Origin of the sequence: Rhizobium altiplani (assembly GCF_001542405.1) — a bacterium.
In the GTDB taxonomy this organism is placed as follows: domain Bacteria; phylum Pseudomonadota; class Alphaproteobacteria; order Rhizobiales; family Rhizobiaceae; genus Rhizobium; species Rhizobium altiplani.
This window is the reverse complement of sequence record NZ_LNCD01000034.1, coordinates 24,918-40,013: the sequence shown is the minus strand read 5'-3', so window position 1 is coordinate 40,013 and position 15,096 is coordinate 24,918. Positions and strand designations below refer to the sequence as shown.

The following is a 15,096-nucleotide window of genomic DNA, read 5'->3' as shown; positions in this document are numbered from 1 at the left end:
CGTGCAAGTTTCCTTCGCAACCTGCATCTCGAGGCTGCAAATTCCAGATGCCTCATATGCACTTTTCGAAATGCTCATTCATGAAGCAATGAGCTATATAATTGTGCATCGCACAAGGAGATATGACATGAAAATCGGCAACAAGATCGGAGAGTTCCTTCAGCTCCGCAAGGCATACAGAGATCTTTCCAGACTTGACGACTCGGCGCTGAAGGACATCGGCGTCAGCCGTGGCGACATCAAGCGGCTGGTTTACGGTCGCTAAGGCGCCGAACGAGATCCAGACCTCAAGGCCCGCCCAAGCGGGCCTTTATTGTTTCAGGGATTGCCTGGCAGGTTCTTGGCGTCCGCTGCCAGCGACACCAGCCCCCCTTTGTGAGAAGGCATCCTCGCTTACCCCAGAGTGGCGATCCAAGATGCCTGCTGTCAGCGCATCAGGGGCTAGTGGCTTCGAATTTGCGGTGAGAGGATTTGCGATCTGTTAATGATCTGGGCGCCCGAAATTAACTATTTGTTAACCAAATCAGACATAGAAATAGTCAACGATTTCTTAACATAGATGACCAAAGTGCTAACTGACGCTCGCTCGATCCGTATCAAGGGCCGCTCTTTTCTGGCGGTCATGCTTTCGCCAGATCTTCCCTTCGATGACTGGCTCGTAAGACTAGATGATCTTGCCGCGCGCTCCGCCGGCTTCTTCCTGGGGCGACCGGTCGTGCTTGACGTCGGCGATCTCCAGATCGACCGGGCGCAGCTGAAGGGCCTGATTGCCGAGCTGGCGCAGCGCAACGTCAGCATCATGGGCATCGAGGGCTGCCGCCCGTCGCTGATTGGCCCCGGCATGCCCCCAGCCCTCAAGGGCGGGCGCCCGGTCTCGGATTTCGAGGTTCCGCAGCAGGAGCCGGTCATCGATGTTCGCGCCACCCAGCCCGAAGCCGTCGAGGCCCGACCTGCGCTGCAGTCGATCGTCATCCGCGAGCCTATCCGTTCAGGCCAGTCGCTGATCTTTCCAGAAGGCGATGTCACGGTCATCGGGTCAGTCGCTTCCGGTTCGGAAATCATCGCCGGTGGCTCGGTTCATATCTACGGGACACTGAGGGGGCGGGCCATGGCGGGCTCCGTCGGAAATACATCGGCCCGAATCTTCTGCCGCAAGCTTGAGGCAGAGTTGGTGGCGATAGATGGCATCTACAAGATGGCGGAAGACATTGCGCCGAACCTTCGCGGACAGCCCGTTCAGCTTTGGCTGGAAGGCGAATCGATCAAGGCAGAGAAACTTATCTAGGCCCGAAGCTGGCTATCACACAGGAGAGAAAGATGGGGAAAGTCATCGTCGTCACTTCGGGCAAGGGCGGAGTGGGCAAGACCACATCCACCGCAGCCCTCGGAGCAGCCTTGGCTCAAAGAAACGAGAAAGTCGTTGTTGTCGACTTTGACGTCGGACTGCGCAATCTCGATCTCGTCATGGGCGCTGAACGAAGGGTTGTTTACGATCTGATCAACGTCATCCAGGGGGACGCGAAGCTTTCGCAGGCGCTGATCCGTGACAAGAGACTTGAGACGCTCTTCCTGCTGCCGGCATCCCAGACGCGCGACAAGGACAACCTGACCGCCGAAGGCGTGGAGCGCGTTATCAACGACCTGAAGCGTCATTTCGACTGGATCATCTGCGACAGCCCGGCCGGGATCGAGCGCGGTGCAACGCTTGCCATGCGCCACGCCGACGTCGCCGTCGTCGTGACCAATCCCGAAGTCTCTTCAGTGCGTGATTCCGACCGCATCATCGGGCTGCTCGACTCGAAGACCGCGAAGGCCGAAAGCGGAGAACGGATGGAAAAACATCTGCTCCTGACGCGCTACGACCCCAACCGTGCAGAACGCGGTGACATGCTGAAAGTCGATGACGTGCTGGAGATCCTCTCCATCCCACTTCTCGGCATCATCCCAGAAAGCTCGGATGTGCTTCGCGCATCCAACATCGGTGCCCCCGTGACCCTGGCCGATAGTCGCAGCGCGCCGGCGATGGCCTATTTCGATGCTGCGCGCAGGCTGGCGGGCGAGGAGCTTCCAGTCGTAGTTCCGGGAGAAAGGCGGGGCATCTTCGGTAAAATCTTCGGACGGAGGGCCGCTGCATGAGCATCTTCAGCATCTTTGGCAAGCAAAGGACCGCGCCAGCGGCCCGGGAACGACTACAGATTCTACTCGCGCATGAGCGCGTTTCGGCAGGATCCGATCTCGTATCGTTGCTGCGCGAGGAGATCCTCGCCGTTATCGCCAAACACGTGCAGGTCGACAGCGAGCGGGTTCGTGTGACGATGGATCGCGACGAGCATATGTCGATCCTCGAGATCGACGTCGAAATCCCACTGGGCGCGACCGTCCGGGCAGCATGAGCAAGGGGCGGCGCCACGAGCGCCGCCTCCCGCCTGGCGCAAAGCCTGGCAAGGGCATTACCTTTTCGTCCGCAACCCATCCATCAAGAGACCGATAAGCCGGTTCGAGCGATCCCGCCACTCCGCAGATGCCGGTAGCGAATAGATGCTCGAAAGGGCGTGCAGAAGGTCGCTCGTGTCGATATCGTTTCGAATGAAGCCCTGATCGGCTGCCGCTCTCAGGAGCCGTTCAACGGCGCCGCGCAGGATGCCGCTGCCTTCGGCAAACAGCGAGGCGTTGGAGTCCATCAGGATTTTCAAGCTGCTTGCCATCCCCCGCTTTGCGGCAATGTAGCCAACAAAGCGGCGCATCCATTCTTCCAGCGCAGCGTCAGGCGCGTGGCTTGCCGCGAGATCCTCCGCCGCCGCGGCGAGGCTTTCCAGTTCCCGCCGATAGACCACCTCAACAAGATGCTCGCGCGTTGGAAAATGCCGGTAGAGCGTTCCAATGCCGACGCCGGCCCGGCGGGCAATGTCTTCCAGCGATGTTTCAACGCCAGCTTCCGCAAAGACTGCGGCGGCGACTTCGACGAGCTTCTCACGATTACGGCGGGCGTCGGCGCGCAGTGGTGGCGGTGTCGAGTGTGCTGTCTTCGGCGGTGCCGAGGCCAAAATAAGCTCCAAGCGCATTCCGGACTTGACGGCAACCGGCAAGTCACTAGATTAAACGGAGGCTCCTCCGTTTGTGAGGAGGTGCCTTTTACCTCTTAATCCAGAAGGGAGCAGGATGTCATGTCGAAACGTGCCCAGACTTGCTTCCCGCGAGTTTAGGTAGCGCTCCTATTCCCGGCGGCCACCCTCTTTCTGGATTTACATCCAATCTCGTGACGATAGCAGGAGCTTATCATGACACGAACGGTTCATCTTTCCCTGGACATCAACGGACGGCGGCATGATCTCGATGTCGAACCGCGCGTGATGTTGCTCGACGCACTGCGGGAGCAACTTGGCCTTACTGGCACGAAGAAGGGTTGCGACCAGGGGCAGTGCGGCGCATGCACCGTCCACGTCGACGGCAAGCGCGTGCTCGCCTGTCTGACGCTCGCCGCCCAGGTCGAAGGGCGAAGCATCACGACGATCGAAGGACTTGCGGCCGAAAGCGGCGACCTGCATCCGGTACAGACCGCCTTCCTGGAACATGACGCCTTCCAGTGCGGCTATTGCACGCCGGGCCAGATCATGTCGGCCGTCGCCTGCATCCGCGAGGGGCGAGCGGGCTCGGACGACGAGATCCGGGAATACATGGCCGGCAATCTCTGTCGGTGCGGCGCCTATAATCATATCGTGGCGGCGGTCCGCGAAGCGGCGGAGATGGTGTGATGAGGGACTTCAGCTATTTCCGGGCAGGTTCGCTCGACGACGCCCGCCAGCACGCCACGCAACCAGGCGCGATGCTGCTTGCCGGCGGCACGACGCTTCTCGACCTGGCAAAATGTGGTGTTGCGGAACCCGATTCAGTCGTCGATATCAGTCACCTTTCGGGTCTGTCGCAGATTGCGGCGGATGCTGATGGGGTTACCATCGGCGCGCTGGCGAAAATGGAAGATGTGGCCCGCAGCCCAGGGATACGCGCCGACTATCCGGCCGTTTCGCAGTCGCTCTTGCTGGCGGCCTCTCCACAGTTGCGAAATATGGCGACGATAGGCGGCAATCTTCTGCAGCGGACGCGGTGCCCCTATTTCCGTGACCCTGCGACGTTTTCTGCCTGCAACAAGCGCAACCCCGGTTCCGGCTGCGCGGCGATCGGGGGAGTGACCCGAAATCATGCGGTGCTGGGAACGAGCGAGGCTTGCATTGCTGTCTATCCGGGGGATCTCGCCGTTGCGCTGGTTGCACTGGACGCCACGATCGACCTCGGTGGCCGAAAGGTGACTGCTGTCGAATTCTTCGTGCTTCCCGGCGACACACCCGATCGTGAAACGATCCTTGAGCGCGGCGAGATGGTGGTTGCGGTCCTCATTCCGGCGTCGCCAGTCGCCAGACATTCGACCTACCTCAAGATCCGGGACCGCCAGTCCTATGAATTCGCAGCCGCAAGCGCTGCCGTCGGTCTCGAGATGGAGCCAGACGGCAGGACGGTCCGCGACATCCGCGTCGCGTTGGGTGGCGTTGCCACCAAGCCCTGGCGTGCACGAGCTGTCGAGGAGGCTTTGATTGGGAAGTCCCTCGATGCCGGTATCATCGAGAAGGCAAGCCGACTGGCAATGGATGGCGCCATCGCGCATGGCGCCAATCGCTACAAGATCGAACTCGCGCCGCGCGTCATTGCGCGCGCCATCCTCAATCTGGGAGGTCTTGCATGACCATCATGGAACCCCGAAACAAACGTGGTGATGCTTCCGACGGTACGATCGGCGGTCGCCTCTCGCGCTTCGATGGAAAGCTGAAGATCACCGGTAGCGCTACCTATGCTTTGGAACAGCCAGTCGAGGGCTTGGCCTATGCTGTCCTGGTGCAGAGCCGGATTGCTGCCGGTCGGGTTGTACAGGTCGACACGACGCGGGCAGAGGCTGCTCCAGGCACGCTACTGGTGCTGACACCCGATATCGATCTCGGCCTAAAGGTGGCGTCCGATTGGTACGGAAACCGGCCGGACAACCAGCCCTACCATCCCCTTTCGCACAATGTCAGCTTCAACGGTCAGGCGGTTGCTGCCGTGATCGCGGAAACACTGGAGCAGGCAACCGAAGCGGCAAGGTTGGTCGACATCACCTACGAGGAAGGGCCGGCGTTCGTCGATCTCGATGACCCCGAAGCCGGAGAAGGAAAGCTACTCGATGCGCTAACGGTGAGCTGGGGCGATGCCGAGACCGCGCTCGCCGCCTCCGCGGTGCGTGTCGAGGCAGAGTATCGAACGCCACGCGAATATCACGTGACGATCGAGCCGCATGGCCTGATTGCCAAATGGGACGGTGATCAGCTGACCATCTGGGAACCGAGCCAATGGACGCACGGAATGGCCCGCACCTATGCCGAGTGGTACGGACTGCCCCCTGAAAATGTGCGTATCGTCTCGCCCTTTATCGGTGGTGGCTTCGGCTCAAAGGCAACAGCCTATGCCTACGGCGCCGTTGCAACCGCAGCAGCGCGCAAGCTTGGGCGCGCGGTAAAGCTCGCTGTTGCGCGCCCGCAGACTTTTACGGCCTATGGTGGTCGTGCCGCGACCAGGCAGACAATCGCTCTTGGCGCCAACGCCGACGGCGTGCTGCAGTCCATCGTGCATCGGGGTGCCAGCGAGACAGCGACTTACGCCGATTTTCCCGAGCAGACAAACGCGGCGACACCACTGATGTACGCTGTGGAGAATTTCAGCGCGAAACACAGCATCGTTCCTGTCAATACGGTTGTGCCGGGAGCTCTGCGCGCTCCTGGCAAGAATCCAAGCGCCTTCGGCCTGGAAAGCGCCATGGATGAGCTCGCCTATGCGGTCGGGATCGATCCTGTAGAACTCAGGTTGCGCAATTACGCCGAGGCGGACCCACAGTCCGGCAAGCCGTGGTCGACCCGCCGCTTGCGCGAGGCGCTTGCCGAGGGCGGCAAGGCGTTTGGATGGTCACGCCGCAGCTTTGAGCCACGCTCGATGCGAGATGGCAGACAACTCATCGGCTGGGGGGTGGCGTGCGGAACCTTCCCGGTTCTGCGCGCTTCGAGCGAGGCACTGATCCGAATTCTCGCCGATGGTTCGGTGGAAGTCGTCAGTGGCGCGATCGACATGGGACAGGGCACTTACACGATCCTCGCCCAAACCGCGGCTGAAGTGCTCGGTGTTCCGGTCGAAAGCATCAATGTCCGGCTTGGTGACTCATCGCTTCCCGGCGCTACGGTTGCTGGCGGCTCAATGCTTGCCGGCGCAATCACCGGGGCCGTCCACAAGGCAGCATCGGCTGCCCGCGACGAACTGATCGAGCTTGCCCTCAACGACAGTGCCTCTCCTTTCCGTGATACCGGCGCCAATACGTTGACACTCGCGAGCGGTCGGATTTCAGTGCCTCGCGACGGGGGGCTTTCGGTCTCCATACCGGAGCTGATGACAGCTCTTGGCCGCGACAGCGTTGAGACACGGCGAAACACTCTTCCTGACGGAGAGCAGGGGCCGGAAGGTCACCGGAAAGCCTGGACCACGATGACAAGCATCAAGGGGCCGACTGCGGGCGAGTTCGCCATGCACAGCTGGTGCGCGCATTTTGTGGAGGTGAAGGTGGATGAGGATTTCGGTACCGTCCGTGTCTCCCGCATGGTCTCGGCCTTCGATTGCGGCAGGATCTACAACCCCAAGCTTACCGAAAGCCAATGGCGTGGTGGGATCATCATGGGGATCGGTCAGGCGCTGCTCGAGGAAGGCCTGGTTGACCCGCGCAACGGACGCGTCATCAACAACAACCTCGGCGACTACCTCGTTGCGACCAATGCCGACATTCCGCCGATCCAGGTAATCTCCGTTGGCATCCCCGACCTCAACGCCTCGGTGCTCGGGGGCAAGGGTGTCGGCGAAGTCGGCATTGTCGGCGTTGCGCCGGCAATCGCCAATGCCGTCTATCACGCCACCGGAAAGCGGGTTCGCGACCTGCCGATAACGCTTGAGAAGCTGCAGTGACGAGTGGCTTCGTCGGCTTGCGTTCTTCGCAGGCGACGGGCCGTGCAGCGTAAAGTGCGTATGGCGGGTTCCCGCGCATCCGTGATTGGATTGCGCGGGAATGATTCCCTTATGGAAAAATACATCCGCGACCGCGTGCCTGGTGCCTGGCCGGTCGTGAATTCGCATCTCCCGTAAGGATGTCGAATGACAAGGCTTCGCCGATATCTCAGCATCGACGGCAGCCATTGGCATTCAGGTACATGAAGCCGCTTCAATGCCGCTAACCGCACCCGCAAATTTTGAACCCTATCAGCGCGCCTTGTTCCCGGAATTGAGCATTTGCTCATCCGTGGAGGTAGATGTCACGCAACGGTTATCTGCGCTCACTATACCGGGCCGCTAACGCTGCCGTTAGGCGGCTAAAGCGCAGACCGAGGGCCCCGCGCGATGCCAGCTTCTGGAAGCGTCGATACTTCGCTCCTGCCGCCTTGGCCGCAAGACGTGACGGTGCCTGTCACATTGCGGGCAGACAAGCGTCGCTTCCGGGAGGCGGCACTTTCGACCAGTTGATCTTTACGGAAGGTATTTCCCATGACGAAAATCGTTGGCCATCGCGGAGCACGAAATAAATGGCCCGAAAATTCGATTGAGGGTTTCAGAAAGACCTTGGAACTCCCGGTCGATGCGATCGAATTCGATGTGCATTTGACCGACGCCGGGGAACTTGTCGTCATTCACGACGCCACGCTTGAGCGTTCGACCGAGAAAGCGGGCAAGGTCCGGGCGTTGTCACCTTCCGATCATCAGGCGACCCGCCTCAAAGGATCGCAGGAGGTAATCCCGACCCTTGACGAGGTGCTTGCTCTGTTTGCTTCCTCGAGACCCGTCGAGCTTCATGTCGAGCTGAAAGCCGACGCGGATGGAGCGCACTATGAAGGGCTTGAGGCCTTGGCGGCGGCGGCCATTCGACGTCACGGGCTTGCCGGGCGCAGCCTGTTGACAAGCTTCAATCTGGGGGTTCTCGCGCGGTGCCAAGAGGTTGCTCCCGAAATCGGCCGCCTGTGCTCGATCAATGCCAAGTCCGCCGAGGCGCTGGGCGCGGCTGCGACCTTCGCCAAAGCTGCGGAAGTCGCCGGCCTCGTTGCCATCGAGAAGTCGCTGCTGGCCGCAACCTTTCACGACGTTGCCGCGGTCATTTCACGCGATCGTCTCTGCTGCTGGGTGTTGAATGAGCAAGAGGAGATCGAACACTGGCTCGGGCAGGGCGTCGGCTGGATCACCAGCGATGATCCAGCCCTGGCCCTGGCGGTGTGCGCCGGATCGCAGGATTCGGTCGCTTGATCACTTGGGGCCCTCCCAGCAACGGCCTGTGCATGCAGACGTGCGAACCACGGAATACCCTGAATAGCGAACCTATGAGTAGTTTGGATCTTCTGATATTTGATTGCGATGGCGTGCTGATCGATAGCGAACCGATTGCGGCGCGCACGCTTGCCCATGCCATAACCCAGGCCGGCATGGAGATGACGCCGCGCCAGGTGCTCGTCGAGTTTACCGGAAAGTCGGAGGCTGACTTGCGGCGGATTCTGGCCAACCGCATCCGCGCCGACCTCGATTCCGTTTTTGCCGGATGGCATGCCGAAATATTTGCTGCTTTCCGCCGCGACCTCCTGCCGATGGAGGGCATCAGCGCCGTTCTCGATGGGCTCGACGTTGCAAAATGTGTCGCATCGAACAGCACGGTCGAACGCCTCAGAAAGAGCCTCGGCCTTCTCGATCTGTGGTCACACTTTGCCCCGAACATATTCAGCGCCGAGATGGTCGCCGCCCCAAAGCCCGCGCCAGATCTCATCCGGTTCTGCCTGTCCAAAATGAACGCGAGCAGCGCGCGCAGCATCGTCATCGATGACAGCGCAGCGGGTATTCAGGCGGCAGTTGCTGCCGGCGTACCGGCAATCGGCTTCGTGGCGCCAAACGATCCGCGTTCGGGCAGGCGCGAGGCGCTGTTTGCGGCAGGAGCCGAGGAGGTCGTTCTCGGTGCCAAAGAGCTGCTGCATGTCCTGTGCCGACGAGTCGGCAACCAGCACCCGGCCCGGCAATCGGTCGAGGTGGGGGCGTGACCTCGATCGACGCCGTGACGCAGATGAGGATGAACCAGCGGGGAGGCGGGCGACATGATTGCGAGGCGAGATGACCATGGCAGCCGGCTCGATTTCACGGCCAAGGCTGGCTGGCTTTATTACATAGGGGGGCACAGCCAGGACGAGATCGCGCAGAAGCTCGGCGTTTCCCGGCAAACCGCCCAGCGTCTCGTATCGCGCGCTGTCTCGCAAGGCTTGATCAAGATCCGGCTCGATCATCCGGTTGGCCACTGCATGAGTATGGCAGCAAGGCTGAAGAGCAAGTTTTCGCTGCAGTTCGTGGAAGTCATTCCGTCCGGCGATCAGGCTCAGGGCTTGAGCGGTGGCCTTGCCCAGGCGGCGGCTGCCGAAATGGAGCGCCGGCTGGCTTGCGACAAGCCTGCCGTGATCGCCATTGGTACCGGTCACACGTTGAAGGCCGCGATCGAGGAAATGGTGCCCATGGAAGCACACCAGCACAAGATCGTTTCCTTGACCGGCAATATCACCCGCGAAGGCTCGGTCTGGTTCTACAATGTGGTCTTCAAACTTGCCGACCTCATCACGGCGAAATGCTTTCCGATGCCGGTTCCGGTTATCGCCTCGTCGCGACAGGAACGGGTGGTCCTTCACAACCAGCCCGTAATCCGCCAGACGCTATCGCTTGCCGCACGCGCTGACGTTGCCTTTGTCGGTATTGGGGACGTCGGCGTTCAGGCGCCTCTTTTCCTTGATGGTTTCATCCTGAAGGACGAACTGAAGCTCCTGCATCAGGCAGGCGCAGTCGGAGAGATTGTCGGGTGGACGTTCGACAAGGACGGCAAGCTGATTGAAGGCATTACCAACGATCGCGTCGCGAGTGCGCCCATTCCATCCTGCAGCAGGACATTGGTGATCGGCGTGGCGAAGGGTCAACAGAAACTGGCGGCGATCCAGGCTGCCCTGAAGGGACGCCTGATCAACGGTCTGATGACCGACGAGATTACTGCGCAGAGCCTGCTGGGATCATAACGGTCGGGGCGCCCGAAAGGGCGACTTGATCGGCGAATTGTGCATCGCTCGCCTTGGCTCGACGAAGAGCCCGTGAACCAAAATCCGGACGGATTGGGGGCGGAATTCGATGCCTGGACAAGTCGATATAAGTTAACAAATACAGCATCTTAAATGTCACGTAAACTTCATCGTTTCATCAAGAAACCGACATGCAGTCTGCCATAAAACACCGCGACATTATGACCGATCCATTTCCGTCAAAACTTCGTCAAAGGGAGACCTTCATGCTTTCTATCAATCGACGCAGCGTCCTGGGGCTGCTTGGCGCAACTGCAGGCACAGCGATTTTGCCACGCTTCGCGTTGAGCCAAGGCAAGCGGCCGTCCGTGACGATCGCCGTCCAGAAAATCACCAATAACAACACGCTTGATATCTGGAACGAGCAGTCGAATGTCGGCGAGCGAGTTTTCTTCCCCAACCTCTGGGAAGGTTTGATCCTGCGTGACTGGATGGGCAATCAGGGTCCAGTTGCCGGTCTCGCCACAGAGTGGAAGCGCATCGACGACAAGACGCTGGAACTCAAGCTGCGTCACGGCGTGAGGTTCCACAACGGCGACGAGTTGACTGCTGACGATGTCGTCTTCAGCTTTTCCTCCCAGCGCGTGTTCGGCAGCACGCAGCCGGCAGGCGGCAAGACGATCTTCGAAAACGACAACAAGCCGACCTCCGTCAAGGAATTGCCGGCAGCGGTACCGGGCGTGGGCCGTCGTCTGTGGCCGGCGCTCGCTGGCGTCGAAGCCGTCGACAAGTACACGGTTCGCTTCCACAACGCGACGCCTGACGTGACGCTCGAAGGCCGCCTCTACGCTTTCGGCAGCCAGATCGCCAATCGTCGTGCCTGGGACGAAGCTGGGACCTATGTCGATTGGGCCCGCAAGCCGGTCACGACAGGTCCTTACATGGTCGCCGAGTTCAAGCCCGATGTGTCACTGACACTCGTGGCCTTTGACGAATATTGGGGCGGTCGCCCGCCGCTCGAACAGATCCGCTTTGTTGAAGTTCCAGAAGTCGCCTCGCGCGTCAACGGCCTGCTTTCCGGCGAATATGATTTCGCCTGCGACCTTCCGCCCGACCAGATCGCAGCCGTTCAGGCGGCTCCTGGCTTCGAGGTGCAGGGTTCGACGATCAACAATCACCGTATCTCGGTCTTCAATATCCAGAATCCGATCCTGCAGAACCCGCTGGTCCGCCGCGCCATGACGCATTCGATCGACCGCCAGGCGATCGTCGACGCGCTGTGGGCTGGCCAGACGAAGATCCCGGCAGGCCTGCAGTTTCCGTTCTACGGCGACATGTTCGTCGAAGGCTGGTCGGTTCCGGAATACAATCCGGCTCTCGCCCAGGACCTCCTGAAGCAGGCGAACTACAAGGGCGACGCGATCCCCTTCCGCCTGCTCAACAACTACTACACCAACCAGACCGCCAACGGTCAGATCATGGTGGAGATGTGGAAGCAGGTCGGTCTCAACGTCGAGATCGAGATGAAGGAGAACTGGGGCCAGATCCACGATCCGGCAGGCATCAAGGGGGTACGCGACTGGTCCGCCTCAGCCAACTTCAACGATCCCGTCTCCTCGATCGTTGCCCAGTTTGGCCCGAACGGCGAAGTCCAGCAGAAGAAGGACTGGTCGAATGCCGAGGTCAACCAGATGTCTCAGATCCTGGAAACCAGCACCGACCGAGCGCAGCGCAAGAAGGCCTTTGCCCGCATGCTCGAGATCTGCGAGCGCGAAGACCCCGTCTACCAGGTCTTGCATCAGAACGCTGTCTTCACCGGCATGAAGTCGTCGCTCAAGTGGAAGGCCGCTCCCGCCTTTGCAATGGATTTCCGCGCCAACAACTGGCCGAGCTGATCACAGCGATGAACCGGATCCGGCGGCAACCAGCCGCCGGATCCATTTGGTTTGTTACGAACGCAACCGCCGACAGGAAGGGTGAGCCGATGGGCACAGCTGCCGCCAAGCTCGTGGAAATGCGCGGGCTGAAAGTCGCTTTCGATAGCGTGCAGGTACTGCATGGGATCGATCTCGACATTGCAAAAGGCGAGGCAGTCGGCCTGGTCGGTGAATCTGGCTGCGGCAAGTCGGTGACATGGCTTGCGGCGCTGGGTCTGTTGCCCGGCAAGGCGAGCGTCATGGGATCGGTCAAAATCGACGGGCAGGAATTGCTCGCCGCGCCTCGTTCCGCGCTGGAGCAAGTCCGAGGCGGACGCGTCGCAATGATTTTCCAGGACCCGTCAAGCTCTCTCAATCCGGTTCTGAAGATCGGGCGCCAGATCACCGAGGCGCTTCTCATTCATCGCGGCCTTCGCGGCGAGGCGGCAAAGACTGAAGCATGGCGGCTCATGGATATGGTCGGCATCCCGGATGTGCGGCGCCGTTTTGACCTTTATCCGCATGAATTCTCTGGTGGACAGTGCCAGCGGTTGATGATTGCGATGGCCCTTGCCGGCGAGCCGGATCTGCTGATCGCCGACGAGCCGACGACAGCGCTCGACGCGACAATCCAGGCACAAATCCTGGACCTGTTGACCTCTCTCAGGACCGAGACGGGTATGGCGACCGTTTTCATCAGTCACGACCTCGGCGCGGTGTCGCAGGTTTGCGAGCGAGTCTGCGTCATGTATGCCGGGCGCATTGTCGAGGAAGGGATGGTGGCCGAGCTTTTCGCTGAGCCTCGCCATCCTTATACCCGCGGTCTCTTCGACGCCATTCCAGGTATCGATGGTCCGCGGCAACGTTTGATCCCGATCACAGGGACTGTGCCGGATCCACGGAACCTACCCAAAGGATGCTCCTTTTCGCCGCGCTGCCCTCGCGCTGTCGAGGCATGCAGTCACGAGTTGCCACCGCTTGTTTCGATCGGCCGTGGACGCCAGCTCGCATGCGCTCGCCCGGTCCCGCCAGCGGCGATTGCCGCCGAGACGAGAGACCGCATCGCAGAGGGGATGATGCATTGACGCCGTTGATTGAAGTCCGCGACCTCGTTCGCATCTACCATGTCCGCCGTGGACTGTTCGGTCGCCCGACACCGGTGCGCGCCGTCGACGGTATCTCGCTGGCCGTCATGCCCGGCGAGACCCTCGGCATCGTCGGAGAGTCTGGCTCGGGAAAGTCGACGCTCGGCCGCATGCTGCTCGGGATCGACGCCGCACAGGAAGGTGAGGTCGTGTTTGATGGCAAGCACATGCCGGCAAGCAGAACCCCGGAATGGCGCAAGCTGCGGGCCAAGATGCAACTTGTCTACCAGGATCCGCTCGCTGCCCTCGACCGACGCCTGACGATTGCCACGCAGCTGTCCGAACCGCTGGAAATCCACCGGCTGATTCCAAGGGAACATCGCGCCGCACGGGTTGCGGAACTGATGAACGCGGTTGGCCTTCGGCCGGATCAGGCTACACGCTTCCCGCACGAATTGTCAGGTGGTCAACGCCAGCGCGCCGTGATCGCGCGCGCAATCGCTTCCCGCCCGAAGCTTCTGGTGTGCGACGAACCGGTTTCGGCACTCGACGTCTCCATCCAGGCCCAGATCATCAACATGCTTCGCGATCTTCAGCAGCAGCACAACATCGCAATGGTGTTCATCAGCCATGACCTCAAGGTGGTGCGCAACATGGCCGATAAGGTTGCCGTCATGTATCTCGGCCGTGTCGTCGAAGAGGCATCGGCTGACGTGATCTTCCACTCGCCGATGCATCCCTACACGCGCGCTCTGGTATCGAGCGTACCGCGTGCAGGCATACCGCTGCAAGGACGCACGATCCTTCAGGGCGAGCCGCCCAATCCGGCAAACCGACCGTCAGGCTGTGCCTTTCATCCGCGCTGCCCGCTGGCGCGCGATCGCTGCCGTATCGACGCGCCCCAGCTGAAGACCATCGGGCACGGGCGGACAGTGGCGTGCCACGTGACAGCGGGCGAAGACGCCCGGATTGCAGCATAGGGAAGGCTCAGATGATCCGCTTCGTTCTCGTGCGGCTGTTCCGGGCGCTGATCACGATCTTCGCTGTCGTGACGTTTGCCTTCGTCGTTTTGCGCATGTCGGGTGATCCGGCGCAGGTCATGCTAGGACCCGACGTGCCGCAGGATTCCATCGACGCCTTCAGAAAGGCGTGGGGTCTCGATCAGCCGCTCTGGATTCAGTATATCGCTTATCTAAGATCGATATTCACCGGCGATTTTGGCGTGTCGATGCGCGATAAGGCGTCAGCTCTGCGTCTCGTCATGGAGCGCGTTCCGGCCACCCTGCAACTGACAGTGCCGGCGTTGATCCTGAAACTTGTGATCGGCATTCCAGCGGGCGTCTACGCGGCGCTCCATCGGCAGAGTTTTGCCGATCGCGGGGTCATCCTTCTGGCGATCTTTGGCTTCACAATTCCCTCCTTCGTGATGGGGCTCGTGCTGGTTCTGATTTTCTCCGTTATGCTCGGGCTTCTACCATCCGGCGGTCAGGACACGTGGATGCATGGCATCCTGCCGACGATCACGATGAGCATTGGGGGGATCGGCATCCTTGCCCGCTTTTCGCGCAGCGCAATGATCGAGGTGATGGGGCAGCCCTATATCCGGACGGCGTCCGCCAAGGGGCTGAAGTGGAGCGACGTCGTCTGGAGCCACGCGCTCCCCAATGCCGCCGTCCCAATCGTTACCATCGTCGGCTTCATGGTCGGATCGCTGATCGCGGGTGCCGTTGTCGTGGAGTCGATCTTCTCCTGGCCGGGCATCGGTCGTTTGCTAGTCGTGTCTGTCAGCAATCGAGATCTGGCGGTCGTTCAATGCATTCTCCTGATCATCGCAGCCACGATGGTCGTCTCCAATCTTGTTGTCGATCTGCTCTATGGCTGGCTCGATCCGCGGTTGCGCTCTCACACAGGACATTGAGGAAAGAAGCATGGCTACTGCCGAACTTGGTCAAGCGC

General features: G+C 60.6%; 15 protein-coding genes. 14 read left to right on the top strand and 1 reads right to left on the bottom strand.

Annotated features, from left to right (window positions below; all coding sequences use genetic code 11):
* The first annotated feature begins 127 nt into the window (after positions 1-127).
* The 4 genes from AS026_RS39440 to minE all read left to right on the top strand — a co-directional run bounded on the left by AS026_RS39440 (position 128) and on the right by minE (position 2,393).
* Entirely contained in the window at positions 128-265 is a 138-nt protein-coding gene (locus AS026_RS39440; RefSeq protein ID WP_018858054.1) for a DUF1127 domain-containing protein, read from the top strand.
* Positions 266-559: 294 nt separating this feature from the next.
* On the top strand, positions 560-1,285 hold the full coding sequence (gene minC, locus AS026_RS06990; RefSeq protein ID WP_018858055.1) for a septum site-determining protein MinC: 726 nt from the start codon (positions 560-562) through the stop codon (positions 1,283-1,285).
* Positions 1,286-1,317: 32 nt separating this feature from the next.
* Complete coding sequence (gene minD / locus AS026_RS06985) at positions 1,318-2,136, top strand: septum site-determining protein MinD (protein WP_062369144.1); 819 nt, start codon at positions 1,318-1,320, stop codon at positions 2,134-2,136.
* Positions 2,133-2,393, top strand: a complete 261-nt coding sequence (gene minE / locus AS026_RS06980; RefSeq protein ID WP_018858057.1) for a cell division topological specificity factor MinE — start codon at positions 2,133-2,135, stop codon at positions 2,391-2,393. The genes minD and minE overlap by 4 nt, the downstream gene beginning before the upstream one ends.
* Before the next feature lie 57 nt (positions 2,394-2,450).
* On the opposite strand, the gene AS026_RS06975 is transcribed toward minE, so the two are convergent.
* Positions 2,451-3,044 carry a TetR/AcrR family transcriptional regulator gene (locus AS026_RS06975; protein WP_062369218.1) on the bottom strand — a complete coding sequence of 198 codons (594 nt, stop codon included), beginning with the start codon at positions 3,042-3,044 and terminating at the stop codon, positions 2,451-2,453.
* Positions 3,045-3,278: 234 nt separating this feature from the next.
* Here AS026_RS06975 and AS026_RS06970 point away from each other — a divergent pair, with 234 nt between their 5' ends.
* The 10 genes from AS026_RS06970 (at position 3,279) to AS026_RS06925 (ending at position 15,058) form a co-directional block, all read left to right on the top strand.
* Positions 3,279-3,752: a (2Fe-2S)-binding protein gene (locus AS026_RS06970; RefSeq protein ID WP_062369143.1), complete on the top strand. Its 474-nt coding sequence runs from the start codon at positions 3,279-3,281 to the stop codon at positions 3,750-3,752.
* Positions 3,752-4,735 (top strand): FAD binding domain-containing protein, encoded by a 984-nt coding sequence (locus tag AS026_RS06965; protein WP_062369142.1) that lies wholly within the window; start codon positions 3,752-3,754, stop codon positions 4,733-4,735. Before AS026_RS06970 ends, AS026_RS06965 begins: the two co-directional genes overlap by 1 nt.
* Positions 4,732-7,026: a xanthine dehydrogenase family protein molybdopterin-binding subunit gene (locus AS026_RS06960; RefSeq protein ID WP_062369141.1), complete on the top strand. Its 2,295-nt coding sequence runs from the start codon at positions 4,732-4,734 to the stop codon at positions 7,024-7,026. The genes AS026_RS06965 and AS026_RS06960 overlap by 4 nt, the downstream gene beginning before the upstream one ends.
* A 573-nt stretch (positions 7,027-7,599) precedes the next feature.
* Positions 7,600-8,349 (top strand): glycerophosphodiester phosphodiesterase family protein, encoded by a 750-nt coding sequence (locus AS026_RS06955; RefSeq protein WP_062369140.1) that lies wholly within the window; start codon positions 7,600-7,602, stop codon positions 8,347-8,349.
* Positions 8,350-8,423: 74 nt separating this feature from the next.
* On the top strand, positions 8,424-9,128 hold the full coding sequence (locus AS026_RS06950) for an HAD-IA family hydrolase (protein WP_082728463.1): 705 nt from the start codon (positions 8,424-8,426) through the stop codon (positions 9,126-9,128).
* Positions 9,129-9,182: 54 nt separating this feature from the next.
* Positions 9,183-10,139 (top strand): sugar-binding transcriptional regulator, encoded by a 957-nt coding sequence (locus AS026_RS06945; RefSeq protein WP_062369138.1) that lies wholly within the window; start codon positions 9,183-9,185, stop codon positions 10,137-10,139.
* Positions 10,140-10,405: 266 nt separating this feature from the next.
* On the top strand, positions 10,406-12,034 hold the full coding sequence (locus tag AS026_RS06940; RefSeq protein ID WP_062369137.1) for an ABC transporter substrate-binding protein: 1,629 nt from the start codon (positions 10,406-10,408) through the stop codon (positions 12,032-12,034).
* An 89-nt stretch (positions 12,035-12,123) separates the two neighbouring features.
* Positions 12,124-13,140, top strand: a complete 1,017-nt coding sequence (locus AS026_RS06935; protein WP_062369217.1) for an ABC transporter ATP-binding protein — start codon at positions 12,124-12,126, stop codon at positions 13,138-13,140.
* The gene (locus AS026_RS06930) at positions 13,137-14,120 is read left to right on the top strand and encodes an ABC transporter ATP-binding protein (RefSeq protein WP_062369136.1); all 984 of its coding nucleotides are present in this window, start codon (positions 13,137-13,139) and stop codon (positions 14,118-14,120) included. The genes AS026_RS06935 and AS026_RS06930 overlap by 4 nt, the downstream gene beginning before the upstream one ends.
* 11 nt (positions 14,121-14,131) lie before the next feature.
* A complete protein-coding gene (locus tag AS026_RS06925; RefSeq protein WP_062369135.1) occupies positions 14,132-15,058 on the top strand; it encodes an ABC transporter permease in 927 nt (308 codons plus the stop codon).
* Positions 15,059-15,096: the final 38 nt, after the last annotated feature.

Coding starts and splice junctions, on each gene's coding strand:
- AS026_RS06955 (WP_062369140.1), top strand. CDS start 7,600: ATGACGAAAATCGTTGGCCATCGCGGAGCACGAAATAAATGGCCCGAA.
- minD (WP_062369144.1), top strand. CDS start 1,318: ATGGGGAAAGTCATCGTCGTCACTTCGGGCAAGGGCGGAGTGGGCAAG.
- AS026_RS06950 (WP_082728463.1), top strand. CDS start 8,424: ATGAGTAGTTTGGATCTTCTGATATTTGATTGCGATGGCGTGCTGATC.
- AS026_RS39440 (WP_018858054.1), top strand. CDS start 128: ATGAAAATCGGCAACAAGATCGGAGAGTTCCTTCAGCTCCGCAAGGCA.
- AS026_RS06935 (WP_062369217.1), top strand. CDS start 12,124: ATGGGCACAGCTGCCGCCAAGCTCGTGGAAATGCGCGGGCTGAAAGTC.
- AS026_RS06925 (WP_062369135.1), top strand. CDS start 14,132: ATGATCCGCTTCGTTCTCGTGCGGCTGTTCCGGGCGCTGATCACGATC.
- AS026_RS06940 (WP_062369137.1), top strand. CDS start 10,406: ATGCTTTCTATCAATCGACGCAGCGTCCTGGGGCTGCTTGGCGCAACT.
- AS026_RS06970 (WP_062369143.1), top strand. CDS start 3,279: ATGACACGAACGGTTCATCTTTCCCTGGACATCAACGGACGGCGGCAT.
- minC (WP_018858055.1), top strand. CDS start 560: ATGACCAAAGTGCTAACTGACGCTCGCTCGATCCGTATCAAGGGCCGC.
- AS026_RS06960 (WP_062369141.1), top strand. CDS start 4,732: ATGACCATCATGGAACCCCGAAACAAACGTGGTGATGCTTCCGACGGT.
- AS026_RS06965 (WP_062369142.1), top strand. CDS start 3,752: ATGAGGGACTTCAGCTATTTCCGGGCAGGTTCGCTCGACGACGCCCGC.
- minE (WP_018858057.1), top strand. CDS start 2,133: ATGAGCATCTTCAGCATCTTTGGCAAGCAAAGGACCGCGCCAGCGGCC.
- AS026_RS06945 (WP_062369138.1), top strand. CDS start 9,183: ATGATTGCGAGGCGAGATGACCATGGCAGCCGGCTCGATTTCACGGCC.